Origin of the sequence: Roseinatronobacter sp. NSM (assembly GCF_052379845.1) — a bacterium.
Classification (GTDB): domain Bacteria; phylum Pseudomonadota; class Alphaproteobacteria; order Rhodobacterales; family Rhodobacteraceae; genus Roseinatronobacter.
In genome coordinates this window covers 90,509-107,830 of the sequence record NZ_JBQTCF010000011.1, presented here as the reverse complement: position 1 = coordinate 107,830, position 17,322 = coordinate 90,509, and the positions used below count along the sequence as shown (strand labels likewise).

The window sequence follows — 17,322 nt, the reverse complement described above, 5'->3', positions numbered from 1 at the left end:
TCCGCCATATTCGTCAATATGCAAAAGGCGGGGGTGACATATGTCACCCCCGCCCTGAATATCAGTTCTGCCGGAAGCCGGTTCAGGCCAGAACGAGGTTCGTCGCGGATTCCCGGCCGTTACGATCGCTTTCGAGATCGAATTCAACTGCCTGGCCGTCATCCAGCTGGCGGATGCCGGCGCGTTCCAGAGCGGTCACATGAACAAAAATGTCCTTGGAGCCATGCTCAGGTGCGATGAAGCCGAAACCTTTGGTTGCGTTAAACCATTTCACGGTGCCTTTGGCCATCGTGATATCTCCTTAATATAGTACCACCCGCAGTATTGCGGTGGCTTGGCCCAGTGTCGTCAGAGTCGCAACTGAAGCCGAAAGGAGACAGAAGATCGAATGAAGAAGCTATGCCTGACCCATATGCGCCCCGTGGGGTGCAATTGCAAGGGATAATGCAGCATCAGGCGAAATCAGGGGCGCGCGCCACCATATGGGCGGCGCCCCTGACAGTGTGGGTCTTCAGGTTTTGAACACCCTGTAGATGGCCGGAATGACCAGCACGGTCAGCAAGGTCGAGGTCAGCAACCCAAACAGCAGCGACAGGGCCAGTCCCTGAAAGATGGGATCGAACAGGATGACCACGGCCCCGAACATGGCCGCCAGCGCCGTCAGCAAGATGGGCTTGAAGCGGATTGCGCCCGCCTCGATCAGGATGTCGGTCTGGCTTTTGCCTGTGGGGTCAGCGTGGCGGATGAAATCCACCAGCAGGATGGAATTGCGCACGATGATCCCTGCAAGCGCGATGAACCCGATCATCGAGGTGGCCGAGAAGGGCGCCCCCCACAGCCAATGCCCCGCCATGATACCAAGGAAGGTCAGCGGGACAGGCGTCAGCACCACAAGCGGCAGCCGGAATGAGCCGAATTGCGCCACCACCAGCACATAGATGCCCAGAAGTGCCACCCCGAAGGCTGCGCCCATGTCGCGGAAGGTGACCCATGTCACCTCCCACTCGCCATCCCATAAAATGGTGGGGCGGCTGTCATCGATGGGTTGGCCATTGAGCAAGATCAGGGGTTTTTCGCCGTCTGGCCAGTCCATCGCATCAAGGGCGCGGCCCACTTCGAGAATGCCGTAAAGGGGGGCTTCGAACTGGCCTGCAAGTTCGGCCATGACCATTTCGATGCTGCGCCCGTTGCGGCGGAACACCGGATAGGAGGCGCGGTCTTCCGCGAGGGTCAGCACATCGCCCAGTTCCACGATGCCCGTTGCCGCAGGCAGGGCATTGGCGGGAACCGGCGTGGCAAGGGCGCGTTCGTCCAGCACCCTGTCGGATTTGTCGCGCGCAAGGATCACGGGCATGGGGTGGCGCCCGTCGCCCCGGCTGGAATAGCCCACTGTCTGCGTGCCATTCAGCGCGGCGATGGTGTCGAACACATCTTGTTCCCGCACACTGAAGAATTCCAGCTGGTCGGGCGAGAGCAGCGCGCGCAAGCGCCGGGGCGGGGTGGCGAAACTGTCATCCACATCGACGATGAAATCCACGCTTTCAAACGCCATGCGCAATTTGCGCGCCGTCTGGCGGCGGGCGTCCGGTGTGGGGCCGTAGACTTCCGCCAGAAGTGTGGCCATCACCGGCGGGCCGGGGGGCTGTTCCACGGTTTTCAGGCTGGTCCCTGCCGGCAGGTCCAGCGCCTGCAGACGGGTGCGCAAGTCCAGCGCCACATCATGGCTGCTGCGCCCGGTGCCTGACAAAGTCAGCGCGACATCGCCCATATGCGGATCGTTGCGCAAGAAATAGTGCCGCACAAGCCCGTTGAAATTGAACGGGGCGGCTGTGCCCGCATAGGTTTGCGCGAAGGTGATTTCGGGCAACTCCAGCGCGATGCGCGCCACTGATTGCGCAACTGCGTCCGTGGCTTGCACCGAACTGCCCTGCGGCATGTCAATGACCACGGCCAGTTCGGTCTTGTCGTCAAAGGGCAGCAATTTGACTGTCACATGCTGGGTATACAGCAATCCAAGCGAGCCGAAGGACAAAACCACGGTCACGCCCAGAAACAGCGCACTGCGCGCCTTTGTGGCCAGAACAGGCCGTGCCACAGCGGCAAAAGCCCGCCCCAATCTGCCACCATCCGCGCCATCATGGGCATGCATGGGGGCATCGCCCGCGATCTTGACCATCAGCCACGGCGTGACCATCACAGCAATGAAAAACGAAATGATCATCGCCGCCGAAGCCACAGCGGGGATGGGACTCATATACGGCCCCATAAGCCCCGACACAAACAGCATGGGCAGCAGGGCCGCAACCACAGTCAGGGTTGCCACAATGGTGGGGTTGCCCACTTCGGCCACGGCGTCAATGGCGCGGGTGATACGGTCGCGCCCGTCCTTCATGCACCAGTGGCGGGCGATATTTTCGATCACGACAATCGCATCATCCACCAGAATCCCGATGGAGAAGATCAGCGCGAACAGACTGACACGGTTCAGCGTGTAGCCCATGATCCAGGCGGCAAACAGCGTCAGCAGAATGGTCACGGGGATGACGACAGCCACCACGATGCTTTCGCGCCAGCCAATGGCCATCAGCGTCAGCGCGATGATGGACAATGTGGCCAGAAACAGTTTGACCAGCAGTGTATTGGCCTTGGCCTGCGCCGAGTCGCCATAGTTGCGGGTAATTTCCAGCGTCACCCCATCGGGCAGCAGCGTGTCTTGCAGCGTGGCCGTGCGGTCCAGCAGGGCGCTGGCCACGACCACGGCATTGGACCCGCCACGTTTTGCGAAGGCCAGCGTAACCGCCGCTTCGCGCTGGATCATGCCGTCCGGCCCGCGCGTGACATGGGCCACCAGCTGTTCGGATGTGTCGGGCACGAAGGCCACTTCGGCCACATCGCCCACATAGACAGGGCGGTTGTCGCGGGTGGTCAGCAACAGCCCTGCGATTTCCGCAGGCGCGGTCAGGCTTTGGCCCGCGACAAGATCAATCTGTTCGCCCCCGTCGCGCAGCAGGCCCGCTGTCATGGTGCGGTTGGCGGCGGCCACTTTGGCGGTCAGGTCCTGCAGCGTCACGCCATACAGCGCCAGCCTTTCGGGGTCGGGCGCTATGCGGATGGCGTCCTGTGCCTTGCCCACGATATAGGACAGGCCCACATCGGCCACGCGCGCCAGATCCGCGCGCATTTCGCGCGCAAGGCGCGTCAGGTCACTGGCGCTGATGCCCGCATCCGGCGCGCTGGCCAGTGTCAGGGTCACAATGGCCACATCGTCAATGCCGCGCCCGATAATCAGCGGTTCGGGAATGCCCACGGGGATCTGGTCCATATTGGCGCGCACCTTGTCATGCACGCGCAAGATGGCGCTGTCGGACGGTGTGCCCACGGCAAACCGCGCGGTCACCATGGCGCGGTTGTCATGGGTCTGGGAATAGACATGCTCCACCCCGTCAATGGCCTGAATGATCCGCTCCATGGGTTGCGAAATCAGGCGCACTGCATCATCTGCGGCCAGCCCCGGTGCCTGCATCAGGATATTGACCATCGGCACGGAAATTTGCGGTTCTTCTTCGCGCGGGACCAGCATCAGCGCCATCAGCCCCATGGCCAGCGCGGCCAGCATGATCAGGGGTGTCAGGGGGGACCGGATGAAGCCCTTGGTCAGTTGTCCGGCAAGGCCAAGGTTCTGGGAAGGTGTGGTCATGGCAGCACTACCATGTCACCGGCAGAAAGCCCGCTTAGGATTTCGACCATTTCAACCCCGTCAATCTGGTGGCGCAGGCCGGGAACAACGGTGCGCAGGCCCTGCCATGGCCCCGCGAGCTGCACAAAATCAAGGCCCGCGCGGGTGGTGATGGCGGCTTGCGGCACCAGAAGCGCGGGGCGCGTTCCGATGGGCAGATGCACCAGCACACGGGCATTCACGAATGTGCCGTCCAGATCATCCACTGAAATATCGGCCATGACACGCCCGCCCTCGATCTGGGGGTAGATGCGCGCAAGTGTGCCTGTCACCCTGTCCTGACCTTCTGCGATGCGAATTGTGTCCCCTTCGGTCAGGGCGCTTGCATGGCGTTCGGGAATGGCAAGGCGCAGGAAAACCCCGCCGCCGCCAATGGTCACCACAGCCTCGCCGGGCATGACGACTGCGCCATCGGCCAGTGGCACACTTAGCACGCGGCCTGAAACTGGTGCCAGAACAATGCCTTCGCTGGCTTGTTGTTCGATGACGGACCGCTGCGCGCGGGTCGCGGCAAGCTGGCCTTCCAGAACCTCGACCTGTGTGCGCAACCCGTCCAGCCGCTGCGCTGTGGTGACCCCGCGTTCCAGCAATTCTTCGCCGCGGCGCAATTCGCTGCGCGCATTGTCCAGTTGCGATGTCAGCGCCTGCAACTGGGCATCCTGTGCGGCCAGTTGCAAATCCAGCTTGTCATCGGTGATCAGGGCAATTTCCTGTCCGGCCTGCACCATATCCCCTTCGGCCACGTTTAGGCGTGACACCGTGCCGCTAAGGCGCGCGCGGGCGGGCAGGTGGGTTTGGGGCTGGACCTGAGCAAACACTGCTTTCCAGTCAGTCACATGTTGGGGGGCAAGGGTCAGGTTTTCGGCAAGTGCGGGCAGGGCAGTTCCCAGCAGGGCAAGGGCGGCGGCGCGAAACAACATCATGTTGGCGGTCCTTCTGGTCAGGTTTGCACAGATATACGCATTCCAAAATGTGAATACAATGGTCCGGCGCAGAAATCCCGAACCCGCAGCGCAGTGCGATCATTCCGTCAGTTCAGCATATTTCGGCCGGATTAAAAACCTGCAATGCTATCAAACAGCCTGCGCAAATGTTGTGCAACGGGCAGGTGGCGGGCCATGGGCACTTCCAGCCCCAAGGGCGTGTCAGGTGGCAGGGCTGCCAGAATGGCCGCTATGTCAATTTGCCCCGCGCCCGGCGGCAAGCGGTCCTGACGCGCGCTGTGCAACAAGTCCTGCGTTGTGTAGGGCGGATGGCGCGGCGCATCGCAGACATGCACGAAAGGCAGGCGCGCGGGTGGGATTTGCGCGATCTGGTCCAATGTGCTGGCAGAGCGGTCGAAATGCAGCACGTCCAGCAACACCCCCACATGCGGCGCGCAGCCCTGCACCACGTCCCAGCAGGTGCCAAGGTCGGGCACGGGGGTCCATGGAAAGAACTCCAGCACCGCCGACAGGCCGCGCGCGGCGCAATGCGCCCCGATCTGGTCCAGCCTGTCGCCCAGCCGCGCCAGATCATCGTCATAGGGGGCGCAGATCAGGTGACGCGCGCCCAGTTCCGCGCCGGCATCCAGCAGGGGCAGCAGCGCGTCGGGGTCCAGTTCCGGCGTGATGCGGACAAATTCGATATCGGACACCGACAGGCCGGTTTGCGCCAGTGCCTGAAGGGTGCCCTGCATCAGCGCGCGGTCATCCATCAGGGCATAGCCTGGGCTGTCATCGGTGACGCGCAGCAGGCGCAGGCCCACAGCATCGAACCCGGCCTGTGCGGCGGCGCGCACAAGCTCAGGCGGCGGCAGGTCAATCGCGCTAAGATGGGCAAGCGACAATGTGCGTGTCATGGGCGGTTCCCTGTGGCGGCGTGGTGGCCTGCAATAAACCCGAATGTCAGCGCTGGCCCAAGGTTGATCCCCCCCGCTGGATAAAACCCGCCAAACGGGCTGGCGGCATCTGCGCCCGCGCAATACAGGCCGCTGATCGGTGCGCCTGCATGGTCCAGCACCCGCGCCGCCCCGTCACAGGCCAGCCCCGCGAAGGTGCCAAAACTGCCCGGTGTGACCCGGACCGCGTGAAAGGGCGGTTTCACAACAGGGGCAACGCAAGGGTTGGGGCCATGGTCGGGGTCGCCTTGCAGGCGCATATAGGGCGTCGTCCCCCTGCCGAATGCGGGGTCATGGCCCGCGCTGGCATGGGTGTTCCAGTCCGCCACTGTGCGCGCCAGCCCGGCCGCATCCATGCCGCAGGCGTGCGCCAGGTCCGCTAGCGTGTTGGCGGTCTTCAGATAGCCGCGCCTGCGCCACTGCCGCCATGGCACTGGGGCAGGCCGCACAATGCCCAACCCGTAGCGGCGCAAGAACCGGTGGTCGCAGACCAGCCAGGATTGCGGGGGGTGGTCGGGGGGCGTGGCACCCAGCAGGGCGGTGACATAATCATGATAGCCCAGCCCTTCGTTGCAAAACCGCGCCCCATTGGCCAACACGCCAATGACACCGGGTTTGCCCCGGTCAATGATATGGGGAAACACATGATATGTGCCATCTGGGCAGGGCACCGTTGACACAGGGCAATAGGCGGCGGGGGCGGCGGCACGGGTGTCGAACTGCGCGCCCACAGCCGTTGCCAGTGCCACGCCGTCACCTGTCGCAGTTGGCACTGACAGGCTGCAGTGGCTGTCATTGCGCGGGAAGGTGGCGGCGCGTAGCGTGGCGTCATGGCCATAGCCACCCGTGGCCAGAATGACCCCCCTGCGCGCGTGGATGATCTGGCCGCAGGCCAGTTGCACGCCATTGACCCCGCCGCCGCCCTGCAGCAACGCGGCAACGCGGGTATTCATGCGCCACGCCACGCCCAGCTCGCGCGCTGATTGCATCAACCGCCCCGCCAGCGCCGCGCCGTTGCGCAAGTCCATTCCCCGCCCATGCACCGCCAGATCGCGGGCATGACGCAGCACGCGACCCGTAACATGCGCGAAGGATCGCGCGTTGCGCGTCATGGTCATGAAGCTGCGCAGGTCCGGCCCTGCCTGAATTGTCATGCCGTGAAAGGTGGTTTGCGCCAGCGGCAGGCGCAGCGCCGTGATGTCCCCTTTCAGCGCGCGCGCGTCATAGGGGCGTGCAATCACCGACCGCCCGCCCAGACCCGCGCCGGGCAGGTGGCTGTAAGTGTCGGGAATACCCGCGCCAAGGTCGAATTGCAGCGCGGTGCGGCTGTGGAAAAATTCCACCATTTTGGGCGCGCCGTCCAGAAATGCGTCAACACGTTCGGGGGTGAAATGGTTGCCCAGCACGTGTTGCAGATACTGCCGTGGCGCGTCTGGCGCGGTGTCAATGCCCGCGCTGCGCGCCAGACTGGTGTTTGGCGCCCATATCCAGCCGCCCGACCATGCAGTGGTGCCCCCCAGAACGCCGGCTTTTTCAAGGACCAGCACCTGCGCGCCATGCGCGGCAGCAGTGACTGCCGCGCCAAGCCCGGCCGCGCCCGACCCCAGAATAACAATGTCATAGGTTTGTGGGGTCATCATTCCCTCCGCATGCCACGCAGCCTTTGACGGAAATACGCTTAACGTCAATTATCGAATTGGCCCTGTGCGTAACGCCATGTTAATGTCCCTGCGGGAGGATGCCATGAAAGAACTTACCCTGCGCCAGATCGAGGTTATTCGCGCCGTCATGCTGCGCGGCACCATTAGCGGGGCTGCGGAATTCCTGGGCGTCTCGCCCCCCGGAATAAGCCGCCTTGTCAAACATACCGAAGAAACCCTTGGCCTGCGCCTGTTTGAACGCCGCGAAGGGCTGTTCATTCCCGCAGTCGAAGCGGGTGCGGTGTTCGAGCAGGTCCGCGAAGTGCATCGCGGGGTGGAAAACCTGCATGATGCGTTGTTCAACCTGCAAAAGGGCGACGGGGCCGATCTGGCCTTCGCATCCGCGCCATCAGTGGCGCAGTTTATTGCGGCGCGGGTGCTAAGGTCGGTGCGCGCGCGCTATCCTGACCTGTTCATTGACCTGAATATCCTGAAGATCGAAGAAACCGTGGAATACCTGCTGCTGGAACGGGGCGAATTCGTGATCATGTCTTCAGCCATCCAGAACCCGGGGGTTGAAAATATCGAACTGGCGCGCGGGCGTATTGTGGTTGTCCTGCCCGAAGGGCACCCGCTGGCCGCGCGGCCCGTGCTGTCGGTGCGTGATCTGGTGGATGAACCCCTGATCGGGGTGGACCCGTCAGACCCCTATGGCGCGATTCTGGCCAAACCCTTTCGGGATGCGGGGGTGGAGTTGCGCCAGACCATGCGCGGGCGGTTTGCCCAGACGGTGGTCAGTCTGGTGCGCCACGGGCTGGGCGTTGCCCTGATCGACGAATTTTCCGTGGCCGAGGTGTATTTGCCCGGTCTGGTGCGCCGCCCCTTGCTGGAGGAGGCGACCGTGCATGTGCATGTGGTGCGCAAAAAAGGGCGCAACCTGTCCAATTTTGCGGAATACACGATTGACCGCTTCGGGCGCGAATTACGGCAGGCCACCGACCAATGGACTGACACGACCGCGCGCAGTAATTAACATGATGTTCATGTAAGGTCGAATTTGATATTTGACGTTATGCGAATATATCGCAATAACCGCATCAAGGCGCGATGGACGCGCCGTTCAGGGAGGACGCAATGAAATATACTGTTCTGGGTAGCATTTCCGCAATGCTGATTGGCGCAACAGGCGCATTGGCGCAAGACTACCCGACCAAGGAAATCCAAGGTATTATCCAATGGGGGGCCGGTGGGTCAACCGATGTGGTGATGCGCTCGGTCACGCCCCATGCCGAAGCGGTGCTGGGCGGCACTGTTGTGATGCAAAACATGACCGGCGGCGTGGGCGCGATTGGCCTGAACTATGTGGCTGATCAGGCCGCCGATGGCTACACGCTGCTGATGGGCGCGGAAAACCCGCTTCTGTATAAGGTGATGGGCCTTGGCGACAAGGACTACAGCGATTTCACCGCCATCAACCTGCTGGCGCGCGGCACGCCGATTCTGGTTGCCGGTCAGAACACCCCTTACAACGATTATGCCGAATTGATGGACTTCATCGCGGCAAACCCCGGTGAAGTGCGTTTTGGCGCAACCGGGCCGGGCGGCCTGCCATCGGTTATCACTGCGATGATCAATTCTGTCGAAGGGGAATTGGACGTGATTTCCGTTCCCTTTGATGGCGATGGCCCCGCGCTGACCGCGCTGCAAGGGGGCGCGATTGACGTGATGCCCGCTGTTCTGGGCGCCGCGATTGAGGGTATTCGCGCAGGCACCATGAAACCGCTGGCCATGTTCGATGTCGATGCAAATGAACGCCTGCCCGATGTGCCGACAGTGACATCGTTCAACGACGCCTATAACGACCTGCTTCCATGGGGTCCGTTTTTCGGCATTTTCGTGAAAAACGGCACACCTGATGATGTGGTTGCCAGCCTTCAGGCCGCCTATTCCGAAGCTGCGCAGAACGCGGATTTCGTTGAAATGATCGACAATCGCGGGTTCACGATGATGAATATTGCGGGTGACGAAGCGGCGGATTTCATGAACCGCTGGCAGCAAAACACCACATGGCTGTTGCATGATGCGGGCATCACGCAAAACTCGCCCGAAGATTTCGGGATCGAACGCCCCTGACCACCACAATCAGGCCCGTGACGCGCGGGCCTGAAGGCGCTGTCCGTCACGCTGGCGGGCAGCATATGCCGCAAGGGGCGCAGCTTGCTGGCCCCCTGCGGCACCCCGGATTTGCCGCACTCTCGGACAGCCGCCCTTTGGGCCCGCGCGCGCGCCGAGATTTGTTTTGTGACGTGTTGCCTGCCGCGATGTGGTAGTGCTGTCATAGGGCCGTGATACAGGCGCTGGCTGCGCCGCGCCCAAGCCACGCAACCCGATCGCCGATGCAGGGAGAATGCAATGGACCCCAATTTCCGCGGTGATACTGATCATCATGACGGAACCTCTGATGCGACGCCGGGGGGGTATGCGAAGCAACGCCGCCCCGGCGAGCTTGTCTTTACCTTCTTTTTGCTGGGCGCAAGCGTGGTCTTGCTGAACGAAGCGTTCGGCATATCGGGTTTTGGCAAACTGTCTGCCCCCGGAACCGTGCCTGTGGTGACTGCCGCCATCATGGTGGTGTGCATGCTGATTGTGGTTGCGCAGACTGTGCGCCTGCCGAAAGTGGCAGGCGAAACGCTGGCGCGTGACATTCTGCCGTGGCGAGTGCTGGCCTTCGTGGGGTTTCTTGTGGCCTATGCGCTGGCCGTGCGCCCGCTTGGGTTTTTGCCCACAACGGCGCTGTTTCTGGTGCTTGGCATCCGGCTGTTGGGGCGCGGCTGGGTCTTTTCTGCGGGCGTGGGGCTGGGCGCGCTGGTCTGCATCTGGATTGTGTTTCGTATCGTGTTCACGGTGCTTATGCCTGCGGGCATCGTGCCTGAAGCGGAACTTGTGCACCTGATCCGCAACCTGTTCGGGGGGGCGCGATAATGGATGCGTTTTGGGCTTTTGCAACTGTGCTGATGCAACCGCAGCTTCTGGCGCTGGTGGCGCTGGGCACGTTTGCGGGCATCTATATCGGGGCCATTCCGGGCCTTTCGGTCACTATGGCAGTGTCCATCCTGATTTCCTTCACCTTCTCATGGTCGGTCTATCCGGCGCTGGCGCTGATGGTGGGCATTTACATGGGGGGCGTCTATGGCGGCGCGCGCACGGCGATTTTGCTGAACATTCCCGGCGCACCGTCGGCCATTGCCACAGCGCTGGACGGCTACCCCATGGCCAAACGCGGCGAGGCCGGTCAGGCCATCGGTGTCAGCACTGTGATGTCCGTGATCGGCGGGTTTGTGGGAATTGCCGTGCTGGCGGTGGCCGCGCCGCTGGTGTCTGACTTTGCGCTGCGGTTCCAGCCGCGCGATTACATGTTTCTGGCGGTGCTGGGCATTTTGCTGGTGGGGTCGCTGTCGACCGGATCACTGGTCAAGGGTATCTTTGCCGGGGCGCTGGGGGTGGCCATCGGGGCGGTTGGCCGTGACCCGCTGACATTCACGCCGCGCTTCACCTTCGATCTGTCGCTGCTGAACGGGGGCATTTCCTTTATCGCGGTGATGATCGGCATGTTCGGTGTGTCCGAGGCGTTGTTGCAGCTGCACCATGTCGACAAGAAGGCCATTCGCCAGAAGGTGGGGCGCATCATCCCGTCATGGAAGGTGGTGCGAAAACACCTGCCCTTGTCAATGCAGACTTCCACCATCGGGGTGACCATCGGGGCCTTGCCGGGCACGGGCGGCGATATTGCGGCGCTGATGGCCTATGACCATGCCAAGCGCGTGACCAAAAACCCCGAAACCCCCTTTGGCGAAGGGGCCATGGAAGGGCTGGTTGCCCCGGAGGCCGCCAATAACGCCGCTGTGGGCGGGGCGTTCGTGCCCATGATGACATTGGGCATTCCGGGCGATGCGGTCACGGCAATCATGATTGGCGCGCTGTTCATCCATGGCCTGAACCCCGGCCCGATGCTGATGATTGACCGCCCCGAAATGTTCTGGTTCATTGTGGGCGCGCTGACATTTGCCAATATCTTCCTGCTGATCTTCGGCCTGACAGGCATACGTCTGTTCACCAAGCTGGTGGAAATGCCGCGCGCCGTGCTGATCCCGCTGATATTGATCCTGTCCATCGTGGGGGCCTATGCGGTCAATAACGCCATTACCGATGTGTATTGGATGCTGGGTTTTGGGGTGCTGGGCTATTTCATGCGCCATTATGGCTATCCGCTGGGTCCGGTCATTCTGGGGGTGATCCTGTCGCGCCTGCTGGATGACAACTGGCGCCGCGCCATCATCACCGCGCGCGAAGATTGGGGGCGCTTCTTTGACGGGGTGTTTTCAAGCCCGCTGTCGTCGGTGCTGCTGGCGGCGGTAATCTTTATCTTCCTGTCGCATACCCCGCCCTGGAAATGGGCGAAGGCGCGGCTTTTCGCTTCCCGTACCAAATGAGGGACCAATGACCCCCGATCTGCTGCTTGGACTGATTGGCGACAATATTGCCGCGTCACGCTCGCCGCTGTTGCATGTTCTGGCGGGACGCCAGAACGCGTTGCGCGTGCAATATGACCGGCTGGTGCCCGCCCTGCTGGGCAAGGATTTTGCTTCCGTGTTTGCTGATGCGGCGGCGGGGGGCTACCGGGGTGTGAATGTCACCTATCCCTATAAGGAACAGGTGGTCGCGCGCGTGACAGTTCCTGACCCGCTGGTGCGGGCGGTGGGGGCGGTCAATACAGTGATTTTCGAACCAGACGGCCCAGTGGGGCATAATACCGACTATTCAGGGTTCATGGCCGCCTACCGCGGGCTGCGCGGGGATGCGCCAGTAGGCGCGGTGCTGATGATCGGCACAGGCGGTGTGGGGCGCGCGGTGGCGTTTGGGCTGGTGGCGCTGGGGGTGCGGGACTTGCGCCTTGTGGACCGCGACCGCAGCAAGGCAGACGCCCTGGCCGCAGATTTGCGCCAGGCCGCGCCCGGGGTGGTGGTGCAGGTTGCCGATGATGCGCAACAGGGCGCAGCGGGCGCGCAAGGTGTTGTCAATTGCACCCCTGTGGGCATGGTCGGCCATGACGGCACGCCATTGGCGCGCAGTGCCATGGCAGGCGCCGAATGGGCGTTTGATGCAGTCTATACCCCTGCGGACACACAGTTTCTGACCGATGCGCAGGCGCAAGGCGCGCAAGTGCTGTCGGGATGGGAATTGTTCTTCTGGCAGGGCGTGCATGCCTGGGCGTTGTTTTCGGGCGGGCGGGCGCTGGACCTGCCGCAACTGCGCGCTGATCTGCTGGCCCCGGCCGAGGGGGTCGCATGAAACTGTCCCTTGCCACAGTGTCCATTGCTGGTGATTTGCGCCAGAAACTGGAAGCCATCGCCGCCGCCGGGCTGGACGGGGTTGAGATATTTGAACAGGATCTGATTGCCTCGGACGCCAGCCCGCGCGACATCGGGCGTATGGTGCGCGATTACGGGCTGGAGATCACGCTGTTCCAACCCTTCCGCGATTTTGAAGGACTGCCCGAACCGCTGCGCAGCCGCGCTTTCGCGCGTGCGGAACATAAATTCGACCTGATGGGCGAATTGGGCTGCGACCTGATGCTGGTGTGTTCCAACCTGCACCCGGCGGCGCGCGGGGGCGTGGACCGCTGCGCCGCTGACCTGCATGAATTGGGCGAACGCGCCGCGCGCCGTGGTCTGCGCGTGGGGTATGAAGCGCTGGCCTGGGGGCGGCATGTCAATGACCACCGCGACGCATGGGAAATTGTGCGCCGCGCGGACCATCCTGCCCTTGGGCTGGTGCTGGACAGTTTTCATACCCTTGCGCGCGGCATTGATGTGGACACCATCCGCCGCATTCCGGGGGACCGCATTTTCTATGTGCATCTGGCCGATGCGCCGCGCATTGACATGGACCTGCTGTATTTGTCGCGGCATTTCCGCTGCATGCCGCTGGAAGGGGAACTGGACGTCACCGGGTTTGCCCGCGCGGTTCTGGCCACGGGCTATGACCATGTGTTCAGCCCTGAAATTTTCAACGACCAGTTCCGCGGGGGCGTTGCCGGGGTAATTGCGCATGACGCGCTGCGTTCGCTTAAGGCGTTGCTGGATGCGGCGCGCCGCGCGGAACCGGACCTGCCACAGCCGCTGCCCGTGATGCCCGCGCCGCAGCAGGTGCAGGATGTGGCCTTTCTTGAATTCGCCACATCGGGGGACGAAGAACAGGATCTGGGTGCGTTCCTGTCGCGGGCGGGGTTTGAACAGGCGGGGCAGCATGTGTCCAAATCCGTGGCGCTGTGGCGGCAGGGCGGGATCAATATTCTGGTCAATACCGAAAGCAAGGGCCATGCGCATCTGACATGGGTAAACCACGGCACCAGCATCAGCGAAATTGCGCTGCAACTGCCCGATGCCGCACAAGCGCAGGCCCGCGCGCGCGAACTGGGCGCCGATGCCAATGACGGCACCGAACACGGTCCGGGGGAATTGTCCATTCCCGCGCTGCATTCCTTGGGGGGTGGGTTGCTGCGCTTGCTGGATGACGGGCCGGAACTGGGCCGGATATGGCACCGCGATTTCGATGTGCGGCCCGTTGCGGGCGGGGCCGGGCTGACGCGCATTGACCATATCGGGCAGACCATGGCCTATGATGAAATGCTCAGTTGGTCGCTGTATTACACGACCCTGTTTCAGGCGCAGAAATCCCCGATTGTCGATGTCATTGACCCCGGCGGTGTGGTGCGTTCTCAGGCCATCAAAAGCGGGGGGCTGCGCCTGACACTGAATGGCGCGGACACCCACCGCACATTTGCGGGGCGGTTCATTCAGGACAGTCTGGGCGCCTCGGTGCAGCATGTGGCTTTTGCCACCGATGATATATTCGGCACATCCGCCAAACTGGCGGCCTGCGGGTTTGAACGGCTGCGGCTGGGGGCGAATTACTATGCCGACCTGAAGGCGCGCTTCGGGCTGCCACAGGAACTTGTGGACCGGCTGGAACGCGAAAGTATCCTGTATGACGAGGATGAGGGCGGCAGTTTCTTCCAGCTGTTCAGCACCCCGCGCAAGGACGGACTGTTTTTCGAGATTGTCCAGCGCGATGGCCGCTATGACGGGTATGGGGCACCAAACGCGCCCTACCGCATTGCCGCGCAACGCCGGGTGACACGCGGGCAGGGCATGCCGCAGCGCTAGGCGCAGGGGTCAGGGCGTCTGGGTGGGGTCGTGCTGGTCCTGTTGCAATGCGGTTTCCAGCACAAACACCCGGATGGCCGATGCCAGCCCCACATCGCCGCGCCTGGCGTCGATCTGCGCGGCCAGCAGGTTCAGCGCCAGCCCGCGTTCACGCGCGATGCGGCGGAATTCCTGCCAGAAAATATGTTCCAGCGACACGGATGTGCGGTGGCCGCGCAATGTCAGCGAATGTTTGACGGGGCGCGCGTTCATGGGGCGGGGTCGCGTTTATGGGCGTCCAGTTCGGCGCGCGCCTTGGCTTGGCGCGCGTCTTGCAAGCTGCGTTCGGCCTTGCTGCGGCCATGTTTGGCGGCGCTCGCATCTGCCAGCTTGCGCCCCTTGGCGCGGGTGGCCTGCTTGCGGGCGGTGCGAAGGTTGATGATTTGTGTCATGCAGGAATGGTAACGGGGTGGGGCCGGGGGGCGCAATAAGAAAAATTGGGGGCCGATCACCCTGCGCCACACTGTCCCCCGCGCCCGCCCCGTGGGGGCGGGTCGGGCGCTGCCCGTGCGTGGCACGGGCAAAAGCTGTGCTGTCGTCACGGGGTATTTCATCAGAAGGCTGCTGCGCATGCAGGGGGCGTTTCGGGCAACCGGGACTGCCAGCTATGGTGCCTTGCGCGAAAATTCAGCGCGCCCCTTTCGGGGCGCGCGCCAGTCTGTCAGTCTTTCGGGCCGATCATGTCTTCGGGCCGCACCACGCGGTCAAATGTTTCGGCGTCCACAAACCCCAGCGCGATGGCTTCTTCTTTCAATGTGGTGCCGTTCTTATGTGCGGTCTTGGCCACTTTGGTGGCGTTGTCATAGCCGATGGTGGGCGCAAGTGCGGTGACCAGCATCAGCGATTCCTTCATCAGGCGGTCAATGCGGTCCACATTGGCGCGGGTGCCCACCACCATGTTATCGGTGAAGCTGGACGCCGCATCGCCCAGAAGCTGCATGGATTGCAGCACATTATAGCTCATCATCGGGTTATAGACATTCAGTTCAAAATGCCCCTGCGACCCCGCAAAGCCCACGGCGGCGTCATTGCCCATGACATGGGCGCAGACCATAGTCAGCGCTTCGGCCTGTGTGGGGTTGACCTTGCCGGGCATGATGGAACTGCCCGGTTCATTTTCCGGCAGGATCAACTCGCCCAAGCCCGACCGCGGGCCGGACCCCAGAAGCCGCATGTCATTGGCGATCTTGAACAATGACCCCGCCACCGTTTTCAGCGCCCCCGAGAACATGACCATGGCATCATGTGCGGCCAGCGCTTCAAATTTATTGGGGGCGGTCACAAACGGCAGGCCGGTGATTTTGGCAATATGGCCCGCCACATTCACATCCCAGCCCTTGCGCGTGTTCAGCCCTGTGCCCACAGCCGTGCCGCCCTGCGCCAGTTCATAAATATGGGGCAGGCACATTTCCACACGCGCAATGCCCATTTTCACCTGATGGGCATAGCCGCCGAATTCCTGCCCCAGCGTCAGGGGCGTGGCGTCCTGGGTATGGGTGCGGCCAATCTTGATGATGTCCTTGAATTCCTCGGATTTCGCGGCAAGTGCTGCATGCAGTTTATGCAGCCCCGGCAACAGCACATCGCGCGCCAGCATGCCGATGGCCACATGCATGGCGGTGGGGAAGGTGTCGTTGCTGGACTGGCCCATATTCACATGGTCATTGGGGTGGACAGGTTTCTTCGACCCCATTTCGCCGCCCAGAATTTCAATCGCGCGGTTTGAAATCACTTCATTGGCGTTCATGTTGGACTGGGTGCCTGACCCTGTTTGCCACACGACCAGCGGGAAATTGTCGTCAAACTTGCCGTCAAACACTTCTTGCGCGGCGGTGGTGATGGCGTCGGCCAGGTCCGCGTCCAGCGTGCCCTGTTCCCGGTTGACCAGCGCGCAGGCCCATTTGATGGCCCCCAAGGCGCGGATGATCGGCACGGGCTGGCGTTCCCAGCCGATGGGGAAATTGATGATGGAGCGCTGCGTTTGTGCGCCCCAATACTTGTCTGCGGGAACGTCCAGTGGGCCGAAGCTGTCGGTTTCAATGCGGGTGGTGGTCATGTGCGGACTCCATTGTCTTGGACAGGATTTGCCCAGTGCTTAGCGGCTTGACAGGGGGAAATCAATCAGTATGCGACGGCATACTGATTGAAGCGCCAAACCCCTTGCATAGATCGCCCGCCACATGGGAACTGGGGCGCGCGGTTCCCGCGCCCCCGTGACCTGGTTTTCGCCTATTCGGACGGGGACATGCGCCGGATATAGGTCCAGGTTGGCACCGCTGCGCGGCGCGCCACAGAATAGGCTTCGGCGTCCCCCAGGTAATCGAAGGCGGCATTGGTCAGCACATGCGCTGATGCTGTGTTGTCCTGAAACACCTCTGCGAATAGGGTGCGCGATTTATGCGGATTGGCCGCAATGATACAGCGCAGCGCCTCGGACGCGTAGCCTGCATTCCAGAACGCAGGCGCGACCCAAAACCCGATCTGGCTTTGCTGGCGGTCCAGTGGTTTCAGCGACACCAGCCCCAGCACCGGCGCAGACCCCGTGGCCGACCCGTCCATCACCCACACATCTTCATCGCGCTTGGCCGACAGCGCACGTTCGATGAATTGCTCTGTGGCGCCGGGCGGCAAGGGGTGGGGAATGGACCGCGTCCCCTCGGCCACGCGCTTGTCGCCCGAATACATGCCCAGAAGCGCTGCATCCGACTTTTGCAAGGGCCGCAAAACCAGTCGTTCCGATGTAAGAATCGGCTGATCTGCAAGTGGCAGGGTCGTCATGGTCATTTCATTCCTCCAAAACAG

General features: G+C 62.5%; 15 protein-coding genes. 6 read left to right on the top strand and 9 right to left on the bottom strand.

The window, feature by feature from the left end; genetic code table 11:
• Positions 1 to 82: 82 nt before the first annotated feature.
• From ACTZWY_RS08300 to ACTZWY_RS08280, 5 genes are all read right to left on the bottom strand, one after another.
• Positions 83 to 289, bottom strand: a complete 207-nt coding sequence (locus ACTZWY_RS08300) for a cold-shock protein (protein ID WP_444790221.1) — start codon at positions 287 to 289, stop codon at positions 83 to 85.
• Between the two features lie 222 nt (positions 290 to 511).
• Positions 512 to 3,697, bottom strand: coding sequence for an efflux RND transporter permease subunit (locus ACTZWY_RS08295; RefSeq protein ID WP_444790220.1), 3,186 nt, complete (start codon positions 3,695 to 3,697; stop codon positions 512 to 514).
• On the bottom strand, positions 3,694 to 4,659 hold the full coding sequence (locus tag ACTZWY_RS08290) for an efflux RND transporter periplasmic adaptor subunit (RefSeq protein ID WP_444790219.1): 966 nt from the start codon (positions 4,657 to 4,659) through the stop codon (positions 3,694 to 3,696). Before ACTZWY_RS08290 ends, ACTZWY_RS08295 begins: the two co-directional genes overlap by 4 nt.
• Positions 4,660 to 4,790: 131 nt before the next feature.
• Complete coding sequence (locus ACTZWY_RS08285) at positions 4,791 to 5,576, bottom strand: sugar phosphate isomerase/epimerase family protein (protein WP_444790218.1); 786 nt, start codon at positions 5,574 to 5,576, stop codon at positions 4,791 to 4,793.
• Positions 5,573 to 7,252: an FAD-dependent oxidoreductase gene (locus ACTZWY_RS08280; RefSeq protein ID WP_444790217.1), complete on the bottom strand. Its 1,680-nt coding sequence runs from the start codon at positions 7,250 to 7,252 to the stop codon at positions 5,573 to 5,575. The genes ACTZWY_RS08285 and ACTZWY_RS08280 overlap by 4 nt, the downstream gene beginning before the upstream one ends.
• Before the next feature lie 106 nt (positions 7,253 to 7,358).
• On the opposite strand from ACTZWY_RS08280, the gene ACTZWY_RS08275 reads away from it, so the two are divergent.
• The 6 genes from ACTZWY_RS08275 to ACTZWY_RS08250 all read left to right on the top strand — a co-directional run bounded on the left by ACTZWY_RS08275 (position 7,359) and on the right by ACTZWY_RS08250 (position 14,481).
• Positions 7,359 to 8,288 carry a LysR family transcriptional regulator gene (locus tag ACTZWY_RS08275; protein ID WP_444790216.1) on the top strand — a complete coding sequence of 310 codons (930 nt, stop codon included), beginning with the start codon at positions 7,359 to 7,361 and terminating at the stop codon, positions 8,286 to 8,288.
• Positions 8,289 to 8,389: 101 nt separating this feature from the next.
• Complete coding sequence (locus ACTZWY_RS08270; protein WP_444790215.1) at positions 8,390 to 9,388, top strand: Bug family tripartite tricarboxylate transporter substrate binding protein; 999 nt, start codon at positions 8,390 to 8,392, stop codon at positions 9,386 to 9,388.
• Positions 9,389 to 9,667: 279 nt separating this feature from the next.
• Positions 9,668 to 10,237, top strand: a complete 570-nt coding sequence (locus tag ACTZWY_RS08265; protein WP_444790214.1) for a tripartite tricarboxylate transporter TctB family protein — start codon at positions 9,668 to 9,670, stop codon at positions 10,235 to 10,237.
• On the top strand, positions 10,237 to 11,745 hold the full coding sequence (locus tag ACTZWY_RS08260; protein ID WP_444790213.1) for a tripartite tricarboxylate transporter permease: 1,509 nt from the start codon (positions 10,237 to 10,239) through the stop codon (positions 11,743 to 11,745). Before ACTZWY_RS08265 ends, ACTZWY_RS08260 begins: the two co-directional genes overlap by 1 nt.
• 7 nt (positions 11,746 to 11,752) lie before the next feature.
• Positions 11,753 to 12,604, top strand: coding sequence for a shikimate dehydrogenase family protein (locus tag ACTZWY_RS08255; RefSeq protein ID WP_444790212.1), 852 nt, complete (start codon positions 11,753 to 11,755; stop codon positions 12,602 to 12,604).
• Positions 12,601 to 14,481, top strand: a complete 1,881-nt coding sequence (locus tag ACTZWY_RS08250; RefSeq protein ID WP_444790211.1) for a bifunctional sugar phosphate isomerase/epimerase/4-hydroxyphenylpyruvate dioxygenase family protein — start codon at positions 12,601 to 12,603, stop codon at positions 14,479 to 14,481. Before ACTZWY_RS08255 ends, ACTZWY_RS08250 begins: the two co-directional genes overlap by 4 nt.
• 9 nt (positions 14,482 to 14,490) lie before the next feature.
• On the opposite strand, the gene ACTZWY_RS08245 is transcribed toward ACTZWY_RS08250, so the two are convergent.
• The 4 genes from ACTZWY_RS08245 to ACTZWY_RS08230 all read right to left on the bottom strand — a co-directional run bounded on the left by ACTZWY_RS08245 (position 14,491) and on the right by ACTZWY_RS08230 (position 17,298).
• The gene (locus tag ACTZWY_RS08245) at positions 14,491 to 14,733 is read right to left on the bottom strand and encodes a ribbon-helix-helix domain-containing protein (protein WP_444790210.1); all 243 of its coding nucleotides are present in this window, start codon (positions 14,731 to 14,733) and stop codon (positions 14,491 to 14,493) included.
• On the bottom strand, positions 14,730 to 14,912 hold the full coding sequence (locus tag ACTZWY_RS08240) for a DUF4169 family protein (RefSeq protein ID WP_444790209.1): 183 nt from the start codon (positions 14,910 to 14,912) through the stop codon (positions 14,730 to 14,732). The genes ACTZWY_RS08245 and ACTZWY_RS08240 overlap by 4 nt, the downstream gene beginning before the upstream one ends.
• Positions 14,913 to 15,181: 269 nt before the next feature.
• The gene (gene fumC / locus ACTZWY_RS08235; RefSeq protein WP_444790208.1) at positions 15,182 to 16,576 is read right to left on the bottom strand and encodes a class II fumarate hydratase; all 1,395 of its coding nucleotides are present in this window, start codon (positions 16,574 to 16,576) and stop codon (positions 15,182 to 15,184) included.
• A gap of 173 nt (positions 16,577 to 16,749) precedes the next feature.
• A complete protein-coding gene (locus tag ACTZWY_RS08230) occupies positions 16,750 to 17,298 on the bottom strand; it encodes a GNAT family N-acetyltransferase (RefSeq protein ID WP_444790227.1) in 549 nt (182 codons plus the stop codon).
• Positions 17,299 to 17,322: the final 24 nt, after the last annotated feature.